15 protein-coding genes, 1 pseudogene and 1 riboswitch are annotated in these 21,466 nt (G+C 73.1%); of the genes and pseudogenes, 11 read left to right on the top strand and 5 right to left on the bottom strand.

From position 1 onward, the window contains the following. Window positions 1–23: 23 nt before the first annotated feature. Window positions 24–713, bottom strand: a complete 690-nt coding sequence (locus QRN89_RS26055; RefSeq protein WP_290353861.1) for a response regulator — start codon at window positions 711–713, stop codon at window positions 24–26. A gap of 17 nt (window positions 714–730) precedes the next feature. After that, window positions 731–2,407: an ATP-binding protein gene (locus QRN89_RS26060; protein WP_290351793.1), complete on the bottom strand. Its 1,677-nt coding sequence runs from the start codon at window positions 2,405–2,407 to the stop codon at window positions 731–733. 83 nt (window positions 2,408–2,490) lie between these two features. Between QRN89_RS26060 and QRN89_RS26065 the strand changes: the two are divergent. Next, window positions 2,491–2,802, top strand: a pseudogene (locus tag QRN89_RS26065) (carbohydrate ABC transporter permease); the annotation flags it as partial. 246 nt (window positions 2,803–3,048) lie between these two features. Here the strand turns inward: QRN89_RS26065 and QRN89_RS26070 are convergent. Further along, on the bottom strand, window positions 3,049–4,290 hold the full coding sequence (locus tag QRN89_RS26070) for a citrate synthase (RefSeq protein WP_290351794.1): 1,242 nt from the start codon (window positions 4,288–4,290) through the stop codon (window positions 3,049–3,051). A gap of 97 nt (window positions 4,291–4,387) precedes the next feature. Here QRN89_RS26070 and QRN89_RS26075 point away from each other — a divergent pair, with 97 nt between their 5' ends. Together QRN89_RS26075 and QRN89_RS26080 are read left to right on the top strand one after the other, a co-directional pair. Next, window positions 4,388–5,554: a citrate synthase/methylcitrate synthase gene (locus QRN89_RS26075; RefSeq protein WP_290351795.1), complete on the top strand. Its 1,167-nt coding sequence runs from the start codon at window positions 4,388–4,390 to the stop codon at window positions 5,552–5,554. A gap of 50 nt (window positions 5,555–5,604) precedes the next feature. Further along, window positions 5,605–6,672 (top strand): CobW family GTP-binding protein, encoded by a 1,068-nt coding sequence (locus QRN89_RS26080; RefSeq protein WP_290351796.1) that lies wholly within the window; start codon window positions 5,605–5,607, stop codon window positions 6,670–6,672. A 161-nt stretch (window positions 6,673–6,833) separates the two neighbouring features. On the opposite strand, the gene QRN89_RS26085 is transcribed toward QRN89_RS26080, so the two are convergent. After that, complete coding sequence (locus tag QRN89_RS26085) at window positions 6,834–9,281, bottom strand: DNA gyrase/topoisomerase IV subunit A (protein WP_290351797.1); 2,448 nt, start codon at window positions 9,279–9,281, stop codon at window positions 6,834–6,836. 192 nt (window positions 9,282–9,473) lie between these two features. Between QRN89_RS26085 and QRN89_RS26090 the strand changes: the two genes are divergently transcribed. From QRN89_RS26090 to QRN89_RS26105, 4 genes are all read left to right on the top strand, one after another. Next, window positions 9,474–10,823, top strand: a complete 1,350-nt coding sequence (locus QRN89_RS26090; protein WP_290351798.1) for a M16 family metallopeptidase — start codon at window positions 9,474–9,476, stop codon at window positions 10,821–10,823. Between the two features lie 17 nt (window positions 10,824–10,840). Next, window positions 10,841–12,223: a M16 family metallopeptidase gene (locus QRN89_RS26095; RefSeq protein ID WP_390702558.1), complete on the top strand. Its 1,383-nt coding sequence runs from the start codon at window positions 10,841–10,843 to the stop codon at window positions 12,221–12,223. 229 nt (window positions 12,224–12,452) lie between these two features. Further along, window positions 12,453–12,615, top strand: a riboswitch (cyclic di-AMP (ydaO/yuaA leader). A 13-nt stretch (window positions 12,616–12,628) separates the two neighbouring features. After that, entirely contained in the window at window positions 12,629–13,402 is a 774-nt protein-coding gene (locus QRN89_RS26100) for a M23 family metallopeptidase (protein WP_290351800.1), read from the top strand. 180 nt (window positions 13,403–13,582) lie between these two features. After that, window positions 13,583–14,260, top strand: a complete 678-nt coding sequence (locus tag QRN89_RS26105; RefSeq protein ID WP_290351801.1) for a GntR family transcriptional regulator — start codon at window positions 13,583–13,585, stop codon at window positions 14,258–14,260. A gap of 145 nt (window positions 14,261–14,405) precedes the next feature. On the opposite strand, the gene QRN89_RS26110 is transcribed toward QRN89_RS26105, so the two are convergent. Beyond that, window positions 14,406–14,687 carry an HPr family phosphocarrier protein gene (locus tag QRN89_RS26110; protein WP_027734018.1) on the bottom strand — a complete coding sequence of 94 codons (282 nt, stop codon included), beginning with the start codon at window positions 14,685–14,687 and terminating at the stop codon, window positions 14,406–14,408. A 173-nt stretch (window positions 14,688–14,860) separates the two neighbouring features. Between QRN89_RS26110 and QRN89_RS26115 the strand changes: the two genes are divergently transcribed. The 4 genes from QRN89_RS26115 (at window position 14,861) to QRN89_RS26130 (ending at window position 21,234) form a co-directional block, all read left to right on the top strand. Beyond that, on the top strand, window positions 14,861–17,971 hold the full coding sequence (locus tag QRN89_RS26115; protein WP_290351802.1) for a bifunctional acetate--CoA ligase family protein/GNAT family N-acetyltransferase: 3,111 nt from the start codon (window positions 14,861–14,863) through the stop codon (window positions 17,969–17,971). A 771-nt stretch (window positions 17,972–18,742) separates the two neighbouring features. Beyond that, window positions 18,743–19,336 carry a DUF5998 family protein gene (locus QRN89_RS26120; RefSeq protein ID WP_290351803.1) on the top strand — a complete coding sequence of 198 codons (594 nt, stop codon included), beginning with the start codon at window positions 18,743–18,745 and terminating at the stop codon, window positions 19,334–19,336. After that, window positions 19,336–20,526 (top strand): alkaline phosphatase family protein, encoded by a 1,191-nt coding sequence (locus QRN89_RS26125; RefSeq protein ID WP_290351804.1) that lies wholly within the window; start codon window positions 19,336–19,338, stop codon window positions 20,524–20,526. The genes QRN89_RS26120 and QRN89_RS26125 overlap by 1 nt, the downstream gene beginning before the upstream one ends. Before the next feature lie 57 nt (window positions 20,527–20,583). Next, complete coding sequence (locus tag QRN89_RS26130; RefSeq protein ID WP_290351805.1) at window positions 20,584–21,234, top strand: thymidine kinase; 651 nt, start codon at window positions 20,584–20,586, stop codon at window positions 21,232–21,234. Window positions 21,235–21,466: the final 232 nt, after the last annotated feature.

Here is a 21,466-nt window from a genome sequence, read left to right on the forward strand (position 1 = left end):
GCGTCGCCGGCCGGGGGTTCCGATCAGGCGCGGCCGTCCCCGCTCGCCGTCCACGTGTAGCGGTGCTCGGGGCGCCCCGTTTCCCCGTAGCGGAGGCTGAGCCGGACGCGGGCCGAGCGTTCCAGGAGCTTCAGATAGCGCTGTGCGGTCTGGCGGCTCACGCCCGCGCGTTCGGCGATCTCCTGTGCGGAGAGCGGGGTGTCGGCGGCCATCAGGACCCTGCGCACCAGCCCGGCGGTGGTGGGGGAGTGGCCCTTGGGAAGGGCAGGGGACGGAGTGGCGGAGAGGGCGCCGAAGATGCGGTCGACCTCGGCCTGTTCGGCCTCACCGCCGCCGTCCAGGGTGCGGCGCAGGCCCGCGTAGGCCTCCAGCCTGGCGCGCAGCCCCGCGAAGTTGAAGGGCTTGACCAGGTACTGGAGCGCGCCGTGCCGCATCGCTGCCTGGACGGTGGCGACGTCGCGCGCCGCCGTCACCATGATCACATCGGTGTGGTGGCCGAGCCGGCGCAGCTCCCGGACGACGGCCAGTCCGTTCTCGTCCGGGAGGTAGTGGTCCAGCAGGATCAGGTCGACCGGCCTCTCGGCGATGAGGTCGAGCGCCTCGGCGGCGGAGTGCGCCAGGGCCGCGACCCGGAAGCCGGGCACCTTGGCCACGTACGCGGCGTTGATCTCGGCGACGCGGATGTCGTCGTCCACGACCAGGACCTCGATCAGTGCGTCCGCCCCGGCCGTCATCGCGTGCCCTCCGTCGTCGTGAGTCCCGGGTCGAGGCCGGGGTCGGCCAGCGCCTCGGGCAGGACGACGGTGAACTCCGCGCCCCCACCCGTCGCCGGCCCGGCCTCCGCCACCCGTACGCTGCCACCCTGCCGTTCCGCGAAGCGCCGGACCAGGGCCAGCCCCAGCCCGCGCTTGCCGTGTGCCGGCAGTTCCTTCGTGGACCAGCCCTCGGTGAAGATCAGTTCGCGCTGCCCGGCGGGAACCCCCGGTCCGCTGTCCGAGACCCGCAGGAGGACGGTGCGGTCCTCGACGAGCACCTCGATCTCCACGCGCGGGTCCTCGGACGCGCCTGCCGCGTCCAGCGCGTTGTCGACGAGGTTGCCGGCGACGGTGACCAGGCCGCGTGGGTCGACGAGCCGGTCGGGCAGCAGCGTGCCGGACGCGATCCGCAGCGAGACGCCCCGCTCGGCCGCCACCGTCGCCTTGCCGACCAGAAGCGACGCCAGCAGGGGGTCGTGGATCTTCTCGGTGACCTGCTCCGCCGTGGCCCGGTGCACGCCCACGGCCTCGGTCACGAACTCGACCGCTTCCTCGTGCATCTCCAGCTCCAGCAGCCCCAGCAGCGTGTGCATCCGGTTCGCGTGCTCGTGGTCCTGGGCGCGCAGTGCGTCGATCAGTCCCCGGGTGGAGTCCAGCTCCCTGCCCAGCTGCTCCAGTTCGGTCCGGTCGCGCAGCGTGGCGACGGCGCCGCCGTCGTCCGTCGGCATCCGGTTGGCGATCAGGACGCGATGGCCCCGTACCGTCACCAGGTCCTCGCCCGTGACCCGCCCGGCGAGCACGTCCGCGGTGCGGCCCGGCCCGAGCGCGTCCTCGAGCAGGCTGCCGCCGGCCTCGGGGCCGAGCCCGAGCAACCGCTGGGCCTCGTCGTTCATGAGCCGGATCCGGCCGGCCCCGTCGAGGGCGACCACCCCTTCACGGATGCCGTGGAGCATCGCCTCGCGCTCGGCGAGGAGCGCGGAGATGTCGGAGAAGGCGAGGTCGTGGGTCTTGCGCTGGAGCCGGCGGGAGATCATGTAGGCGGCCAGGGCGCCGACGGCGAGGGCCCCGCCCGCGTAGGCGAGGAGGCCGGGGATCGCGCCGAGCAGCCGGTCCCGGACGCTGTCGTACTCGATACCGACGGAGACCGCGCCGATGATCCGGCCGTCGGCGTCGTGCAGCGGGACCTTGCCCCGGGCGGAGCGGCCGAGCGTCCCGCTCTCGATTCCCATCACGTGCCGGCCGGCCAGCGGCAGACTCGGGTCGGTGGAGACGACCTCGCCGATCTCGCTGGGGTCGGTGTGGGACCAGCGCACTCCGCGCCGGTCCATGACCACGACGTACTCGGCCCCGGTGCTCCGCCGGATCCGTTCCGCCTCGGTCTGGACGGGGCCGTTCCCGGAGGGTTCCGAGGTGAGAAGGCCCTCGGCGACCCGCGGTGACGCGGTCGTCTCGGCTATGGCCAGCGCGCGGCGCATCGCCTGGTCGTCCAGCTGGGCGCTGAGCGGTGCCAGGAAGAGGCCGGTGGCCAGCACGGTGACACCGGTGGCGATGGCCAGCTGCATCAGCAGGACCTGTGCGAAGACCCGCCGCGGCCAGCCGAACCGCCGCCGTCTCGGGGGCACGCCTGCGGGGCCGGTCGATGCGGGGCTCATACACATGCACGGTAGGCGTCCGGGACGGCCTTCGGGAAATCCCGTGCTGCGGTGGCCCGCGGGACGCGACGGCCGAAAATTCTCAGGCGTGGCGCGGCACACTGCCGTTCACGGGACCGGCGCTGGTCCTCGGCTTCGCCGTGCCCTTCGTCGTCGCGCTCGTGACCAATGAGTTCCGGCACGCCCAGGCGTATCTGCGGCTGCTGATGTACCTGCCCGTGTTGGTGCCGCCGGTCGCCTCCGTGCTGCTCTTCAAGTACCTCTACGACCCCGGCGACGGTCTGTTCGACGGCGCCCTCGGCGCTCTCGGGCTGCCCGGGCAGCCGTGGCTCCAGGACCCCGACACCGCCGTGCTCTCCGCGGTCGTCGCCGCCACCCGGATGAACACACCCGGATGAACAGGGGGGGCCAGGAGGTCGTGCAGTCGCCGCCGACGCCCGTCCCCTCGTTGTTCCACCGGGAGACGTACGCCAGGGCCTGGGAGGTGGTGGAGCTGGCCCGGCTGCTGTTCGACACCGTGTACTACGCCGACCAGGGTCGTGGCGGCGCCGGGGATACCGTCCGGCCGCGCGCGCGGCCGCGGAGCCGGTCCCCGTGCGCGGAGCGGACCGGGCCGCGTACGACGTCCGGCCCATGGCCGGTCAGGGCATGGGCCGGGGCGGCCGGGGACCGTGGTACTGGCCGCTCGGCCGCATGCGCAGCGGGCGTTCCTCGTACTCCTCCAGGGCATGGGCGATCCAGCCCGCCGTGCGGGCCACCGCGAAGACCGTCTCGCCGGCCTCGGCCGGCATCCCCGCCGAGACCGACAGCGCCGCGAGCGCCAGGTCGACGTTGGCGTGCAGATCCGTCTGGCGGGCCGCGGTCGCCTCGACCTCGCGGGCGGCCTCCATTGCGGGCCGGGCGTCCGGGATCTCCGCCAGGACACCGAACAGCGCCTCCGCGCGCGGATCCTGCGCCGGATAGAGGCGGTGGCCGAGCCCCGGCACCCGCCGTCCCGCCCGCAGGTGGTCGGCGACGACCGGCGCCGCGCTGCCGCGCTCCAGCACCTCGGCCAGCATCCGGTGGGCGAGACCGCTGGCCGCGCCGTGCAGGGGTCCGTCCAGCGCGCCGAGTCCGGCCGAGACGACGGCGTAGGGATGCGCCCGGGCGGAGGCCGCGACCCGCACCGCCAGGGTCGAGGCCGCGAGATCGTGGTCGATCAGCAGGGAGAGCGCCCTGTCCAGGGCACCCAGGAACGCGTCGTCCGGCTGTCGCGCGGTCAGCCGTGACCACAGACGCCGCGCGAGCGGGTCGTCGCCGCGGGGGGCGGTGCCGAGGACCGGCAGTGCGTCGACCAGTGTCGGGACGAGCATGCGCCCGACGCCGGTCACGGCGGCGGGGGAGAGGTCGAACCGGAGCGGGTCGGCCGCCGCCGCGGCGACGGCGGCCACTCGCAGCCGGTCCGTCGAACCGCTGTGCGCGGGCAGGGCCTCGACAGCCCGGCGCGCGGCGGCGAGGGGCTCGGCCGGGGCGGTGAACCGGACGCCCCGCTCCAGGGTGCCGGTCCAGAGCCAGTCGGCGATCTCCTCGTAGCGGTACCGGCGGGCGAGCTCGGTCGCGTCGACCCCGCGGAAGTAGTAGCGGTCCCTGTCGATCAGCGTGATGCCGGTGCGGACCACGGGTGTGCCGTCGCCCCCGGCCGCGGCCTGCCGGCGGCCGCGGCGGACCAGCGCCTCGACCTCCTGCGCGTCGAAGGTGCTCCCGCGCCCGCCCGGGTCGCGGCGGCTGCCGAGCTGACCGCGGCTGACGTACGCGTACACCGTTTCGGGCTTCACGCCGAGCCGTTCGGCCGCCTCGCGCGTGGTGAGCCGGTCGCCGTCCGCGCCCTGGTCCTGATCCGTCATGAGGACACCGTACACAGTCAGCCATATATTGATTCAATCAATATTGACAATGATCGAGTCAAGGAAGGACAGTCGAGTCAATCGAGGGAGGACCCACATGCTCAGCACCAACGGCGCGACCGCGCCCCTTGACGTACCGCGCGGCCTCGCGGGCGTCGTCGTCACCGACACCGAACTCGGCGACGTCCGGGGCCGGGAGGGCTTCTACCACTACCGCCAGTACTCGGCCGTGGAGCTCGCCGAGAGCCGCGGGTTCGAGGACGTCTGGCATCTGATGTTCCACGGCCGGCTGCCGGACGCCGCCGAGCGCGAGGCGTTCCTCGCGCGGACGGCCGCACTGCGCCGGCTGCCCGACGAGGTGCGGGACGCCCTGCCGGTCGTCGCCCGGACCTGCGCCCCCTCCGGGCCGCTGGCAGGGCTGCGCACCGCGCTGTCCCTGCTGGGGGCGTCGGCAGGCTTCCGGCCGGTGTACGACCTCGGCCCCGAGAGGCGCCGCGACGACGCGCTCGCGGCCTGCTCCGCCGTGCCCACCCTGCTGACCGCCCTGCACCGGCTGGGCCGGGGCCTGGAGCCGGTGGAGCCGCGCGAGGACCTGCCGTACGCCGCCAACTACCTTTACATGCTGACCGGTTCGGAGCCCGACCCGGCCCGGGCGCGGGCAGTGGAACGCTATCTCGTCTCCACCGTCGACCACGGATTCAACGCCTCCACCTTCACCGCGCGGGTGATCACCTCGACCGGGGCCGACGTCGCCGCCTCCCTGGTCGGGGCGATCGGCGCCCTGTCCGGCCCGCTGCACGGCGGCGCCCCGAGCCGCGCCCTGGACACGCTCGACGCGATCGGAACCCCCGACCGCGTCGACTCCTGGATCAGGCAGCGCGTCCTCGCCGGGGAGCGGATCATGGGCTTCGGGCACCCCGTCTACCGGACCGAGGACCCCCGCTCGCGCATGCTGCGCTCCGTCGCGGAGAGCTTCGGCGGGCCGCTGGTGGAGCTCGCGGTCGAGGTCGAGGCGCGGGTCGAGGCGATCCTGGCGGAGCTGAAGCCGGGCCGCGAGCTGCACACCAACGTCGAGTTCTACGCGGGCGTGGTCATGGAGCTGTGCGGACTGCCCCGGGAGATGTTCACCCCCACCTTCTGCGCGGCACGGGTGGTCGGGTGGAGCGCCAACATCCTGGAGCAGGCCCGGGACTCGAAGATCATCCGACCTGCCGCGCGCTATGTGGGACCGCAGCCGCCCCAGCCGCTGCCGAAGGCCTCCTGAACCGCCCATATGCTGGGACCGCCGCACGAAAGCCCCCAGGAGGTCCCGTCGTGAGCAGTCCGCAGATCCCCGTCGTCGTCCTCGCGGGGTTCCTGGGATCGGGCAAGACGACCCTGCTCAACCATCTGCTCCGGGCGAGCCGCGGCACCCGGATCGGCGCGATCGTCAACGACTTCGGGGCGATCGAGATCGACGCCATGACCGTGGCCGGCCAACTCGGCGACTCCACCGTGTCCCTCGGCAACGGCTGTCTGTGCTGTGCCGTCGACGCGAGCGAGCTGGACGTCTTCCTGGACAAGCTCACCCGGCCCGCCGCCCGCCTCGATGTGATCGTCATCGAGGCGAGCGGACTCGCCGAGCCCCAGGAGCTGGTCAGGATGCTCCTCGCCAGCGAGAACGAGCGGATCGTGTACGGCGGCCTCGTCGAGGTCGTCGACGCCGCCGAGTTCGAGTCGACCCGGGAGCGGCACCCGGAGATCGAACGGCATCTCGGCATCGCCGATCTCGTCGTGGTCAACAAGACGGACCGGGTCGCTCCCGCGGCGCGTCAGCGCCTGGTGGAGCGGATCACCGGGCTGGCGGGCGGGGCCGCCGTCATCGAGGCGAGGTACGGGCGGATCGACCCCGAGCTGCTCTTCGAATGCCGCCCGCCCGGTGAGCGGGTGGGCCAGCTGTCCTTCGACGACCTCCACGAGGACGGCGAGGGCGAGGGCCACCACGACCATCTGCACGCGGCCTACGAGACCGTGTCCTTCGAGGCGGACGAACCCCTCCACCCGCGCAGGCTGCTGGACTTCCTGGACTCACGGCCCGAAGGGCTGTACCGGATCAAGGGGTTCGTGGACTTCGGCGAGGCCGATCCCCTCAACCGCTACGCGGTCCACGCGGTCGGCCGCTTCCTGCGTTTCCATCCGGAGCGCCGGCCCGCCGACGGCACCGGGAAGGGCACCCGGCTCGTGCTCATCGGCTCGGGCACCGACACCGGCGCGATGCTCGGCCGGCTCGACGCCGCGAGAGTCACCGGCCCCGACGACCGCCCGGAGGAGCACAGCATGTGGGGCGTGCTGCGCTATGTGCCCGAACAGCGGGACGCCTCGGAGGACATGCCCCTGGACTGAACCGGCCCCGGCCGGCCGGGGGAGAGCACGACGGAGCGGGCCCGCCTCGTCCGCGACTACGGGTCATCCATCGGCGACGCGCTCCGCCCCCTTCCGCGCTCGGGTGGAAGGGGGCGGACCGTCACCGGGGGCGACCGGGGACCGGGCCCCGGAAGTCCCGCCTACGACACCGGACTCGCCACCGCCGCGACCGGCCTGGCCAGCGGCGTACCCGAACCGTCCCGGCGCGGGTCGATCTCCGGAAGCTCCGCCGGGGAGCCGTTCTTCTGCGCGGCGCGCGCCACTCCCGCACCCGCCCAGGCGAAGACCAGCCTGTCCTCGCCCTTGAGGAAGCGCTGGCAGCGCACACCACCGGTCGCCCGTCCCTTGCGCGGGTACTGGTCGAACGGCGTCAGCTTCGCGGTCGTCACCGAGTCGTCCAGCGTCCCGGCGGATGCCGCGGCCGTGAACACCACCGCGTCCGCGGCCGGGTCCACCGCGGTGAACGAGATCACCTCGGCTCCCTCCGCGAGCTTGATGCCCGCCATGCCGCCCGCCGCCCTGCCCTGCGGCCGGACCTGCGAGGCCTGGAAGCGCAGCAGCTGGGCGTCGGAGGTGATGAAGACCAGGTCCTCCTCGCCCGTGCGCAGCTCGACGCCGCCGACGATCCGGTCGCCCTCCCTCAGCGCGATGACCTCGAGCTCGTCCTTGTTGGCCGGGTAGTCCGGCACCACCCGCTTGACCACGCCCTGGAGCGTGCCCAGCGCCAGGCCCGGCGACGACTCGTCCAGACCGGTCAGACAGACGACCGTCTCGTCCGCCTCCAGCGACAGGAACTCGGAGATCTGGGCGCCGCCCGACAGGTTCGGCGCCTGGGCCGTGTCCGGGAGCTGGGGGAGGTCGATCACCGACAGCCGGAGCAGCCGGCCCGCCGAGGTCACCGCCCCCACCTCGCCGCGCGCGGTCGCCCCCACGGAGGAGACGATCACGTCGTGCTTGGCGCGCCTGCCCTCGTGCGGCAGCGACTCGCCGGTGACCGTGCGCGCCAGCAGGCCCGTCGAGGACAGCAGCACCCGGCACGGGTCGTCCGCGACCTGCAGCGAGGCGGCCGGGGCCGGGGTGCCCGCGGACTCCAGCAGGACCGTGCGCCGGGGGGTGCCGAACTTCTTGGCGACCGCGGCCAGTTCGGACGAGACGAGCTTGCGCAGCTCGGCGTCCGACTCCAGGATCGTCGTCAGCTCCGCGATCTCGGCCTTCAGCCTGTCGCGCTCGGCCTCCAGCTCGATCCGGTCGAACTTGGTGAGCCGGCGCAGCGGGGTGTCCAGGATGTACTGCGTCTGCACGTCACTGAGGGAGAAGCGCTCCATCAGCCGCTGCTTGGCCTGCGCCGCGTTCTCGCTGGAGCGGATCAGGCGGATGACCTCGTCGATGTCGACCAGCGCGACGAGCAGGCCCTCGACGAGGTGGAGACGGTCCCTCCTCTTGCCCCGGCGGAACTCGCTGCGGCGGCGCACCACGTCGAAGCGGTGGTCGAGGTAGACCTCCAGCAGCTCCTTGAGGCCCAGCGTCAGCGGCTGGCCGTCGACCAGCGCGACGTTGTTGATGCCGAAGGACTCCTCCATCGGCGTCAGCTTGTACAGCTGCTCCAGCACGGCCTCGGGGATGAAGCCGTTCTTGATCTCGATGACCAGGCGCAGCCCGTGCTCGCGGTCCGTGAGGTCCTTGACGTCGGCGATGCCCTGCAGCTTCTTCTGGCCGACCAGGTCCTTGATCTTGGAGATCACCTTCTCGGGGCCCACGGTGAAAGGCAGTTCGGTCACCACGAGGCCCTTGCGGCGCGCCGTCACGTCCTCCACCGTCACCGTGGCGCGGATCTTGAACGTGCCGCGGCCGGACTCGTAGGCGTCCTTGATCCCGGACAGGCCGACGATCCGGCCGCCGGTCGGCAGGTCCGGACCCGGCACATGGCGCATCAGCGTCTCCAGGTCCGCGCCCGGGTGCCTGATCAGGTGCCGCGCTGCCGCGATGACCTCGCCGAGGTTGTGGGGCGGCATGTTCGTCGCCATGCCGACCGCGATCCCGGACGCGCCGTTCACGAGCAGGTTCGGGTACGCCGCGGGCAGCGCCAGGGGCTCCTGCTCCTGCCCGTCGTAGTTCGGCGCGAAGTCGACCGTGTCCTCGTCGATGGACTCGGTCATCAGGCTCGTCGCGTCGGCCATCCGGCACTCGGTGTAACGCATCGCGGCCGGAGGGTCGTCGTTGCCCAGGGAGCCGAAGTTCCCGTGGCCGTCGACCAGCGGCAGCCGCATCGAGAAGGGCTGGGCCATGCGCACCAGGGCGTCGTAGATCGACGCGTCGCCGTGCGGGTGGAGCTTTCCCATCACCTCGCCGACGACACGGGCGCACTTCACATAGCCCCGGTCGGGGCGCAGCCCCATCTCGTTCATCTGGTAGACGATCCGGCGGTGCACCGGCTTCATGCCGTCCCGGGCGTCGGGCAGGGCACGGGAGTAGATCACCGAGTACGCGTACTCGAGGAAGGAGCCCTGCATCTCGTCGACGACGTCGATGTCGAGGATCCTCTCCTCGAAGTCGTCGGGCGGCGGCGTCTTCGTGCTGCGGCGGGCCATCGCTGCTGCGGCTCCTTCACCAACATGAACCATGAACGGGATCTGACGCCGACCATTGTGGACCGTCGCACCGACAACGCGGACCGCGACCCGGAACAGGAGGCGGAAGCCGCGGGAACTTCGCCGGTTACCTGCACGGTTTGCATACAGTGGCAGGACATCCTGCAACGCGATCGAAGGGACCACATGCCCATGGGTCACACGGCCACAGCCCAGGCCGGCTCCGGAGGCCTGACAGCGACCGAGCACCGGCTGGCCAACGGCCTGCGCGTGGTGCTCTCCGAGGACCACCTGACCCCGGTCGCCGCGGTGTGCCTCTGGTACGACGTCGGCTCCCGCCACGAGGTCGAGGGCCGCACCGGCCTGGCCCACCTGTTCGAGCACCTGATGTTCCAGGGCTCCGCCCAGGTGCCGGGCAACGGCCACTTCGAACTGGTGCAGGGGGCCGGCGGCTCGCTCAACGGCACCACGAGCTTCGAGCGCACCAACTACTTCGAGACCATGCCCGCCCACCAGCTGGAGCTCGCGCTCTGGCTGGAGGCCGACCGCATGGGCTCCCTGCTGACCGCCCTCGACGACGAGTCCATGGAGAACCAGCGGGACGTCGTGAAGAACGAGCGCCGTCAGCGCTACGACAACGTCCCGTACGGCACCGCCTTCGAGCGGCTGACCGCGCTGGCCTACCCAGAGGGCCACCCGTACCACCACACCCCGATCGGCTCGATGGCCGACCTGGACGCGGCGACGCTGGAGGACGCGCGGAACTTCTTCCGCACCTACTACGCGCCGAACAACGCGGTGCTGTCGGTCGTCGGCGACATCGACCCGGAGCGGACGCTCGCCTGGATCGAGAAGTACTTCGGTTCCATCCCCCTGCACGACGGCAAGCAGCCGCCGCGCGACGGCTCCCTCCCGGAGATCATCGGCGAGCAGCTGCGCGAGGTCGTGGAGGAGGAGGTTCCGGCGCGGGCCCTGATGGCCGCGTACCGCCTCCCGCACGACGGCACCCGCGAGGCCGACGCCGCCGACCTGGCCCTGACCGTCCTCGGCGGCGGCGAGTCCTCCCGGCTGCACAACCGGCTGGTCCGCCGTGACCGCACGGCCGTCGCGGCCGGATTCGGCCTGCTGCGTCTCGCCGGCGCCCCCTCGCTCGGCTGGCTGGACGTGAAGACGTCCGCGGGCGTCGAGGTGCCCGACATCGAGGCCGCGGTCGACGAGGAACTCGCCCGGTTCGCCGCCGATGGCCCGACGGCCGAGGAGATGGAGCGCGCCCAGGCCCAGCTCGAGCGCGAGTGGCTGGACCGTCTCGGCACCGTCGCCGGCCGCGCCGACGAGCTGTGCCGGTACGCCGTGCTGTTCGGCGACCCGCAGTTGGCGCTCACCGCCGTCCAGCGGGTGCTCGACGTCACCGCGGAGGAGGTGCAGGCCGTCGCCAAGGCCCGGCTGCGCCCGGACAACAGGGCGGTGCTCGTGTACGAGCCCGTCGCGGCCGACGCCGGGGACGCCGAGGACAACGACGACGCAGAGGGGACGGACCAGTGACCGACGCTGCCGTGACCATGGACCTCCACCCGCAGCCGCAGCCCGGCGAGGCCAGGCCCTGGGCCTTCCCCGCCCCCGGGCGCGGCACGCTCGGCAACGGGCTGACCGTGCTGCGCTGCCACCGTCCCGGCCAGCAGGTCGTGGCCGTGGAGATCTTCCTCGACGCCCCGCTGGACGCCGAGCCCGAGGGCCTCGACGGCGTCGCCACGATCATGGCCAGGGCGCTGTCCGAGGGCACCGACAAGCACTCGGCGGAGGAGTTCGCGGCCGAGCTGGAGCGCTGCGGCGCCACGCTCGACTCGCACGCCGACCACCCGGGGGTCCGGATCTCCCTGGAGGTACCGGTCTCCCGGCTGCCGAAGGCCCTCGGCCTGCTCGCCGAGGCGCTGCGCGCCCCGCTGTTCGCCGACAGCGAGGTCGAGCGGCTCGTCCGCAACCGGCTGGACGAGATCCCGCACGAGACGGCGAACCCCGCCCGCCGGGCCGCCAAGGAGCTCTCCCGGCAGCTCTTCCCGGCCTCCTCCCGGATGTCCCGTCCGCGTCAGGGCACGGAGGAGACCGTCGAGCGCATCGACTCCGCCGCTGTCCGGGCCTTCTACGAGGCGCACGTCCGCCCGGCCACGGCCACTGCCGTGGTCGTCGGCGATCTCGAGGGCGTGGACCTGGACGCCGTGCTGGCCGACACGCTCGGCGCCTGGACGGGCGACTCGGCCCGGAGCCGCCCGATGCCGCCGATCACCGCCGACGACACGGGCCGTGTCGTCATCGTCGACCGTCCCGGTGCCGTGCAGACCCAGCTGCTGATCGGGCGGATCGGCCCCGACCGTCACGACCGGGTCTGGCCCGCACAGGTCCTCGGCACCTACTGCCTGGGCGGCACGCTCACCTCCCGCCTGGACCGCGTCCTGCGCGAGGAGAAGGGCTACACCTACGGCGTGCGGGCCTTCGGCCAGGTGCTGCGTTCGGACACCCCGGCGGCCCCGGGCGGACCCGGCGGAGCCTCGATGCTCGCCATCAGCGGCTCGGTCGACACCCCGAACACCGGGCCCGCGCTCGACGACCTCTTCACGGTGCTGCGCACCCTCGCCGCGGAGGGTCTCACCGACGCGGAGCGCGACGTCGCCGTGCAGAACCTGGTGGGCGTCGCCCCGCTGAAGTACGAGACGGCCGCCTCCGTCGCCGGCACGCTGGCCGACCAGGTGGAGCAGGGTCTCCCGGACGACTACCAGGCCCAGTTGTACGCGCGGCTGGCCGAAACCGGCACGGTCGAGGCGACCGCCGCGGTCGTCAACGCCTTCCCCGTGGACCGGCTCGTCACGGTCCTCGTGGGGGACGCTTCCGAGATCGAGGAGCCCGTACGGGCGCTCGGCATCGGTGAAGTGACCGTGGTCACCGGCTGATTGGCCCTCGCCCTCGGGCGCACGGGACAAAGGCTCCGTCGGCTTCGCGCCAACGGGGCCTTTTCTCGTGCCCGGAACGGCCTTCCCGTATGTCCGGTTTGATGGGGAGGGGAAGTGTCTGCCCTGTGGCGTGCACTACAAATATCCGTGTCTGTTTGGTGATTGGACGAAGATCGGCCTAGCGTCTTCTGCGCTGTCCGCCACTTGCACGCGCCGCACCCGCGGCATCGGGCAGCCATCGCCGAGTCCCCGTCCGGCGCGAGCCTGGGGAGCCGGGGACCCACATGTCCCTGGGGTGAATCGGGTGCCTTCGCCACCGCGCGGAGGGGCCCGTAGGAGACCTTCCTGCTCCGAACCCGTCAGCTAACCCGGTAGGCGAGAAGGAAGGAAAGGATCAGCCACTACATGGCGTTCACCCGTGCCACCGGGAAGCACCGTGGTCCGAGCCGCCTGTCGCGCAAGAGCGCGGGCGTCGCCTCCGCCGCGGCCATCGCCACCACCGGCGTCATCGGTACCCTCGCCTCCCCGGCCTTCGCCGCCGAGCCCGAGGTGTCCGCTCCCGTCGAGGACACCGGACTGACCCAGGCCGTCGCCCTCGACTCGCTCGCCGAGCAGATCGACGCCCAGGCGGATGCCCAGCAGCAGGAGGCCGCCCTGTCCGCGGCCCAGGAGAGGGCCGAGGCCGAGGCCAAGCGCAAGGCCGAGCTCCGGGTGGAGGCGGCCCGTGACGCCGCGGAGCGCGCCGCCCGCGAGGCCGAGCGCAAGCGGCTGATGACCTACACGCTGCCGGTCGCCGGCTCCTACGTGAGCACCGACTACCACGCCGGGGGCGGCCAGTGGTCCTCCGGCAGCCACACCGGCGTCGACTTCCACGCCGCCTCCGGCACCGAGGTCGTCGCCGTCGGCATGGGCACCGTCGTGGAGGCCGGCTGGGGCGGCGCCTACGGCAACAACGTCGTCCTGCGCATGCACGACGGCACGTACACGCAGTACGGCCACCTGTCCTCGATCAGCGTCTCGGTCGGACAGCAGGTCACCCCGGGGCAGCAGATCGGCCTCTCCGGGTCGACCGGCAACTCGTCCGGACCCCACCTCCACTTCGAGGCCCGCACCGGCGAGGACTACGGCTCGGACATCGACCCGGTCTCGTACCTCCGCTCGCACGGCGTCCGCGTCTGACGCACGCGCCTCTTCCCACCGAAGCCCCGGCTCTCTCCGAGCCGGGGCTTTCGGCGTATTCCGGCCAAAAGATATCCATGGATTACCATGGGTCTTCGGAAATTCCGGCCACCTGCCATAGAGTCACCGAAACAGACGTCGCTCGACGGGGTTTCGCGGCGATTAAAGCGGAGGTTCGGTATGCGCATTCCCGCGCGCTCGGTGTGCACGGCGATCCGCGACGACATCGTCTCCGGTGTGTTCGAGCGCGGCAGCCGGCTCACCGAGGAGCAGCTGGCGCGCCGCTACGGCGTCTCCCGCGTCCCGGTCCGCGAGGCGCTGCGCACCCTGGAGTCGGAGGGGTTCGTGGTCACCCGCCGCCACGCCGGCGCGTGCGTGGCGGAGCCCACCGAGCAGGAGGCCGCGGACCTGCTGGAGATCCGGCTGCTGCTGGAGCCGCTCGGTGCCGCCAGGGCCGCGCAGCGGCGGACCGAGGCGCACCTCAAGGTCCTGCGCGGACTGGTCAGGCTCGGTCAGGACAGGGCGCGGCGCGGCCAGGGCGAGGACCTGCGCTCGCTCGGTGCCTGGTTCCACGAGACGCTCGCCCAGGCGTGCGGGAGTCCCGGACTCACCTCGCTGCTGACCCAGCTCCGGCACAAGATCGCGTGGATGTACGCCGTCGAGCAGCCCGCCCGGCCCGTCGAGGCGTGGGCCGAGCACGGGGCGATCGTGGACGCGGTGGCCCGCGGGGACGCCGAGCGGGCCCGTGCGCTCACCGCGCTGCACGCCGAGCGGACGACGGGCGCGCACCGGCTGCGGATCAACGCGGGTGTGAGGGCTTCGCAACATCCCGTAAACACGGTGGGCGACCGTATTTAACAGTCGCGCCGTATACAAAGAAAGGGACTGAATCCCCCGGTCTTTTTGTGCTGCCGGAAAAGCATTTCGGCCGGGCGGCGATAAAACGAGCGGGCCGCCGTACCTGAATTATCGGTACCGCGGCCCATTCGGGAATTCGTCGGGTTCAGACGGTCTCGGGAAGCTCCTCGAGGCCCTCGGCGACCAGCTTCGCCAGACGCTCCAGGGCGGCCTCCGCGCCCTCCGCGTCCGAGGCGAGCACGATCTCCTCGCCGCCCTGGGCGCCGAGGCCGAGCACCGCGAGCATCGAGGCGGCGTTGACCGGGGTGCCGCCGGCCTTGGCGATCGTCACCGGAACGCCGGAGGCCGTGGCGGCACGAACGAAGATGGACGCGGGGCGGGCGTGCAGGCCCTCGGCCCAGCCGACATTGACGCGGCGCTCAGCCATGGTGGTGCCCTTCGAGTCTCAGCGGGAAGTCTGCGGGTTGTCTAGACCAGTCTCTCACGGGGTGCGGAGTGCCCGGCCACCGCCCTCGGCCCGTGCGGGGCCGGGATCGGCCATCCCAGCCTGCCCCCGCACTTCGGGGACCGCCAACTGTGCCGGGGCCTTACGCTTGCCCCATGCAGACCCCGTCGGACCACGCGTACCCCGACCACTGGGAAGCCGACGTGGTGCTGCGTGACGGTGGCACCGCGCACATCAGGCCCATCACCACCGAGGACGCCGAGCGGCTCGTCAGCTTCTACGAGCAGGTCTCGGACGAGTCCAAGTACTACCGCTTCTTCGCACCCTACCCACGACTGTCCGCCAAGGACGTGCACCGCTTCACGCACCACGACTACGTGGACCGGGTGGGTCTCGCCGTCACCGTCGGCGGGGAGTTCATCGCGACCGTCCGCTTCGACCGCATCAACGCGGACGGCCTGCCCGCCTCCGCCCCCGCCGACGAGGCCGAGGTCGCCTTCCTGGTGCAGGACGCCCATCAGGGCCGGGGCGTCGCCTCCACCCTGCTCGAACACATCGCGGCGGTCGCGCGGGAGCGCGGGATCAGGCGGTTCGCGGCGGAGGTGCTGCCCGCGAACAACAAGATGATCAAGGTGTTCACGGACGCCGGGTACACCCAGCGGCGCAGCTTCGAGGACGGCTCGGTCCACCTCACGCTCGACCTCGAGCCGACGGCCCGGTCGCTGGCGGTCCAGCGCGCCCGCGAACAGCGGGCCGAGGCCCGCTCAGTCCAGCGGCTCCTGGCGCCCCGCTCGGTGGCGGTGATCGGCGCCGGCCGGGCACCCGGCGGGGTGGGGCGAGCGGTGCTGCGCAATCTGCTCGACGCCGGCTACACCGGGCGGACGTACGCGGTGAACCGTTCCCTCGTCCTCGACATGGACGAGATCGACGGGGTGCCCGCCCACCGCTCGGTGGGGGACATCGTCGCGGCGACCGGCGAGCCGGTCGACCTGGCGGTCGTCGCCGTCCCCGCCGAACGCGTGCCCGACGTCGTCGCGGACTGCGGCGAGCACGGGGTGCAGGGACTCGTCGTACTCGCCGCGGGGTACGCGGAGAGCGGCCCGGAAGGGCGGGAGCGGCAGCGCGAACTGGTGCGCCAGGCGCGCTCGTACGGGATGCGGATCATCGGACCGAACGCGTTCGGGATCATCAACACCGCGGACGGGGTCCGGCTGAACGCCTCACTCGCGCCGGAGTCGCCCGCGCGCGGCCGGACCGGGCTGTTCACCCAGTCCGGCGCCATCGGCATAGCGCTCCTCAGCGGGCTCCACCGGCGGGGCACCGGGCTGTCGTCGTTCATCTCCGCCGGCAACCGGGCGGACGTGTCCGGCAACGACTTCCTCCAGTACTGGTACGAGGACCCGGACACCGACGTCGTCCTGCTCTACCTCGAATCGATCGGCAACCCCCGGAAGTTCACCCGCCTCGCGCGGCGCACGGCGGCGGTGAAACCGGTGGTCGTCGTCAAGGGCGCCCGGCACAGCGGCAGTGCCCCGCCGGGACACGCGGTGCCGACGACGCGGGTCCCGTACGCGACGGTCTCGGAACTGCTGAGGCAGGCCGGGGTGATCCGCGTCGACACGGTCACCGAACTCGTCGACGCCGGGGCGCTGCTGGCGAGCCAGCCGCTGCCCGCGGGACCGCGGGTGGCGATCCTGGGCAACTCCGAGTCCCTGGGCCTGCTGACGTACGACGCCTGCCTGACGGAGGGGCTGCGGCCCCTGCGGCCGCGCGACCTGACGACGGCCGCGACGCCGGACGACTTCTGCGAGGCGCTGGCCGGGGCACTGTGGGACGACGCGTGCGACGCGGTCGTCGTCAACGCGATCCCCTGGGTCGGGGAGAACGGTGTCACCGAGTCCGGCGACGGCGAGGTCCTGGCCGCGGCCCTCCTCGCCGCGACGGCCTCCGCACCGGCGAAGCCCGTGCTCGTCGTCCACGTCGAGCTCGGCGGACTGGCGGACGCCCTCGCGGCGGCCAGCAGCTCCGCCCCGGCCTCCGCGCACCGGGGCCCGGGTGCGGCGGTGGAGCCCGGGCCGGGTGCGGACCCGGGACCGACGGCCGCGGCCGGCTCCCCGGACGGGGGCGCGGGCACCGATCCGGGGCAGTCGGCGGGGAGCCGGGCCGGCGGCTCCGAAACCACCGGGCAGGGACCGGCACCGGCCCTCGGCAACCCCGCGACCGGTGGCCCGGGCGCGGCGACCACCCCCGTTCCTCCCCGGGCGGCCGTGCCGGCGCCCGGAGCGGGTGCCCCCGGCACCGCCGGCGCCGCGAACGCGGACGGCTCCCCGGCCGGCCCCGCCGGTGCCGCACTGCCCGACGGGGCAGGGCCCCCCGCCGCGGCCCGGGGGGAAGCCGCCCGGATCCCCGCCTACCCCGCCGCCGAACGGGCCGTGCGCGCCCTGGCCGAGGCCGTGAGGTACGCGCAGTGGCGCCGGGACGCGGCGGAGCCGGGGAAGGTCCCGGAGTACGACGACATCGACGAGGGCGGTGCCGCCGAGCTCATCGAGGGCCTGCTCGACGCCGCCCCCGGCGAGCGCGGCGTCACCCTGCCCGAGGACGACGCGCGGCGGCTGCTGGAGCGCTACGGCATCTCCGTTTGCCCCACGCTCCCCGCCCCCGACGCGGACACCGCCGCCCGGGCCGCCGGCCGGCTCGGCTACCCGGTCGCGCTCAAGACCACCGCCCCCCATCTGCGCCACCGCCCCGACCTCGGCGGCGTGCGCCTGGACCTGGCCGACGAACGGCAGGTGCGCCGGGCCTACGCCGAGTTGACGGAGAGCCTCGGCAAGCCCGAGGAACTCCAGCCCGTGGTGCAGTCGATGGTCCCGCGGGGGGTGGACACCGTCGTGCGAGCCGCGATCGACCCCGCCGTGGGCGCCGTGCTGTCCTTCGGGCTCGCCGGCCCCGCCACGGACCTGCTCGGCGACACGGCCCACCGTCTCGTCCCCGCCACCGACCGCGACGCAGCCGAGCTGATCAGGTCCATCCGGACCGCCCCCCTCCTCTTCGGCTGGCGCGGCTCCGCACCCGTCGACACCGCCGCGCTGGAGGAACTGCTGCTCCGCGTCTCCCGGCTGGTCGACGACCACCCGGAGGTCGTCGGGGTCGGCCTCGAACCGGTCGTGGTCGCCCAGCACGGCCTGTCCGTGCTGGGGGCCTCCGTCCGCCTCGCCCCGCCACCGGCCCGCACCGACCTGGGACCGCGGACCCTCCCGAGCTACTGACGGGCCGGCGGACCCGGCGGGTGCCCGCGGCGTCGGGCGGGCGATCACGGGGCCGTGCCCGGGTCCGGTGAGGGATTCCCGGGGTGCGGGAGGTCGATGTCGGAGAACGGTGCCGCTCGGTGGCCTGACGAGCGATTCGACGAACGAGGATCCGAGGACGGACACCGCACGCCGCCACGCAGCACTCCGGCTCCCGGAAGGGCCCTGGTGGGACTGGGATGTCATCGCCTGGGAGACCGCCCGCTCGCAGCCGGCCGCGGGGCACGACCCGACCTACCACCACGGGCTGGAACTCGTCTTCACCGAACCGGCCTTCGGTCGGCTGCCCCGCGGTGTCCCACGATCCGGTCTTCCGCGCGCCCACCGGGGACGAGGTGCTCCGGTTCACCCGTCAGCCGGGGGAGGAACCGGCGGTCCTGGTCGCCTTCGAAGCGGACGCGAACGGCACGAGCCCGTTCCCTGCCTCGTCGCCGCCGAGCGGTTCGAGGTCGTGCACGAGACCGTCCTGGGTACCGGCGGGACGATGCCGCACCCGGTCAGCGCTTCGCGCCCGTGGGTGCGTCCCCCCGTCCAGCGGACGGAGCGCCCCGTGCGCCCCCGCCACGAGGACGGCGCTGCCCCGCCGATCCACGGGCCGGCGCCACGGCCGACCCACGGACGGCGCCACGGCCGGGACGGAGCCGGATGCCGAGCCCGGCGGGTGCCCGGGTCGTCGGGCCGGGCGGTTACGGAGCGCACTCCCGGGTCCCCGGGCCCCGTAGGATGGAGCCCATGGCGAAGACCGGTACGACGACCCAGGGGCTGCGCGCGGCGATCGAGCGCAGCGGCTACTACCCGGCTCTCGTGGCCGAAGCGGTGGAGGCCGCGGTGGGCGGCGAGCCGATCTCCTCGTACCTCGTGCACCAGGAGACCACCTTCGACTCCAACGAGGTCCGCCGCCACGTCACCGTCCTCGTGCTGACCGGCACCCGCTTCATCGTCAGCCACACGGACGAGCAGGCGGCCGACAACAGCTCCCCGACCCCGTACGCGACGACCTCCACCGAGTCGGTGAAGCTCCCGAGGATCTCGTCCGTCGTGGTCAGCCGCGTGGTCGCCAACCCGGAGTCGTACACCCCGGGCACCCTGCCCCGTGAGGTCGTCCTGACCATCGGCTGGGGCGCGGTCTCCCGGATCGACCTGGAGCCCGCCGCCTGCGGCGACCCCAACTGCGACGCCGACCACGGCTACACCGGCAGTTCCACAGCGGACGACCTCAGCCTGCGGGTCAGCGAGGCCGGCGACGGGCCGGACGCGGTGCGCCAGACGCTCGCCTTCGCCCAGGCGCTGTCCGAGGCGACGGCCGCCACGGCGGCCACCCGCTGATGGTCCGTCCCGACTGGCCCGAGGACGTCGTGCCGCTCGCCCTCGACACGGCACCCGTCCCCGCGTACGGCACGGCCTCGCTCGCCGACCTGCTGCCGACGCTCGCCGCCGGGCAGGGCGTGCCGGGGCTGCACGCCACCATCGCGGAACTCGCGCCCGCGGACCGGAACTGCGTCTTCCTGATCGACGGCCTCGGCTGGGAGCAGTTGAAGGCGCACCCCGAGGACGCGCCGTACCTCACCTCGCTCCTCGCCGGCTCACTGGGCGGCACGGGCCGTCCCCTGACCGCCGGATTCCCCGCCACGACGGCCACCTCGCTGGCCTCGTTCGGCACCGGTCTGCCGCCCGGCGCGCACGGCCTGCCCGGCTACACCGCACGCAACCCGGAGACCGGCGAGCTGATGAACCAGCTCCGCTGGAAGCCGTGGACCTCGCCGCGCGTCTGGCAGCCGTACCCGACGGTCTTCCAGCTCGCCGACGAGGCCGGGGTCCACACCGCCCAGGTGTCGTCCCCCACCTTCCGGGACACCCCGCTCACCAAGATCGCGCTGAGCGGTGGCACGTTCCACGGCAGGCTCACCGGCGAGGAGCGGATGGACTTCGCCGCGCGACAGCTCGCCGCCGGGGACCGGTCGCTCGTCTACACGTACTACAGCGAGCTCGACGGCAAGGGACACCGCTTCGGCATCGACTCCGACGCCTGGCGCGGCCAGCTGATGTACGTCGACCGTCTCGTCCAGCGCCTCGCGGAGCAACTGCCGCCCCGCGCCGCGCTGTACGTCACCGCCGACCACGGCATGATCGACATCCCGTTCGACGAGGAGTCGAGGATCGACTTCGACGAGGACTGGGAGCTGCGCGCCGGCGTCGCCCTGCTCGGCGGCGAGGGCCGGGCCCGACACGTCTACGCCGTACCCGGCGCCGAGGCCGATGTGCTCGCCGTCTGGCGCGAGGTGCTCGGCGACCGGTTCTGGATCGCGAGCCGGGACGAGGCCATCGCGGCGGGCTGGTTCGGCCCGCAGACCGACGAGCGGGTGTACCGGCGCATCGGGGACGTGGTCGCCGCGGCCCACGACGACGTCGTCATCACGGCGTCGGTCAGCGAGCCCAACGAGTCGGCCATGGTCGGCATGCACGGTTCGATGACCCCCGTCGAACAGCTCGTCCCCCTGCTCGAAGTACGCTCCTGACGTCCGGCCGCCCCGACCGCGTCCCCCCGGCAACAACTGAAAGGCTGTCACGTCCTCATGCCCGAGCTGGTGTTCTTCTCCGGAACGATGGACTGCGGAAAGAGCACCCTCGCTCTTCAGATCGAGCACAACCGGTCCGCCCGGGGCCTGCAGGGCATGATCTTCACCCGTGACGACCGGGCCGGCGAGGGCAAGCTGTCCTCGCGGCTGGGGCTGGTGACGGACGCGATCGAGGCGGCGGACGGCTTCGACTTCTACGCGTACGTCGTCGCCCACCTGTCCAAGGGCGGACGCTGCGACTACGTGATCGCGGACGAGGCCCAGTTCCTCGCGCCGGAGCAGATCGACCAGCTGGCCCGGGTCGTGGACGACCTGCGGCTCGACGTGTTCGCGTTCGGCATCACGACGGACTTCCGGTCCAAGCTGTTCCCCGGGTCGCAGCGGCTGGTGGAGCTGGCCGACCGGGTCGAGGTGCTCCAGGTCGAGGCGTTGTGCTGGTGCGGGGCCCGTGCCACCCACAACGCCCGGACCGTCGGCGGGGAGATGGTCGTCGAGGGCGCCCAGGTCGTCGTCGGCGACGTCAACCAGTCGCCGGACGAGATCGGCTACGAGGTGCTGTGCCGTCTGCACCACCGGCGCCGGATGACCGCCGCGTCCGCGCGCGCCGCGGCGCTGTCGCCCGACGTGCTGCCCGTCGCCGCGGAGTGAGAGCGGACGCCGGCGGCGCCCTCCGCCGGGGCGGGTACGGGCACATCCCGCCCTGCCCGGGAAGGGCACCGCTGCCGGCGGATGCGGGCTCCGGGCGGCCCTGACAGCGGTCGGCGGCGGCCGGACGCCGAGGCATACCGGCCGGACCCCGGTGTCAGCGGGTGTCAGCGGGCTCCGGGGCGGCGGGGGCAGGTCGCGCGACAGCGGCGCTCCAGCGGGCAGCGGCGCGGGT

The organism is Streptomyces sp. HUAS CB01, assembly GCF_030406905.1.
In the GTDB taxonomy this organism is placed as follows: domain Bacteria; phylum Actinomycetota; class Actinomycetes; order Streptomycetales; family Streptomycetaceae; genus Streptomyces; species Streptomyces chengbuensis.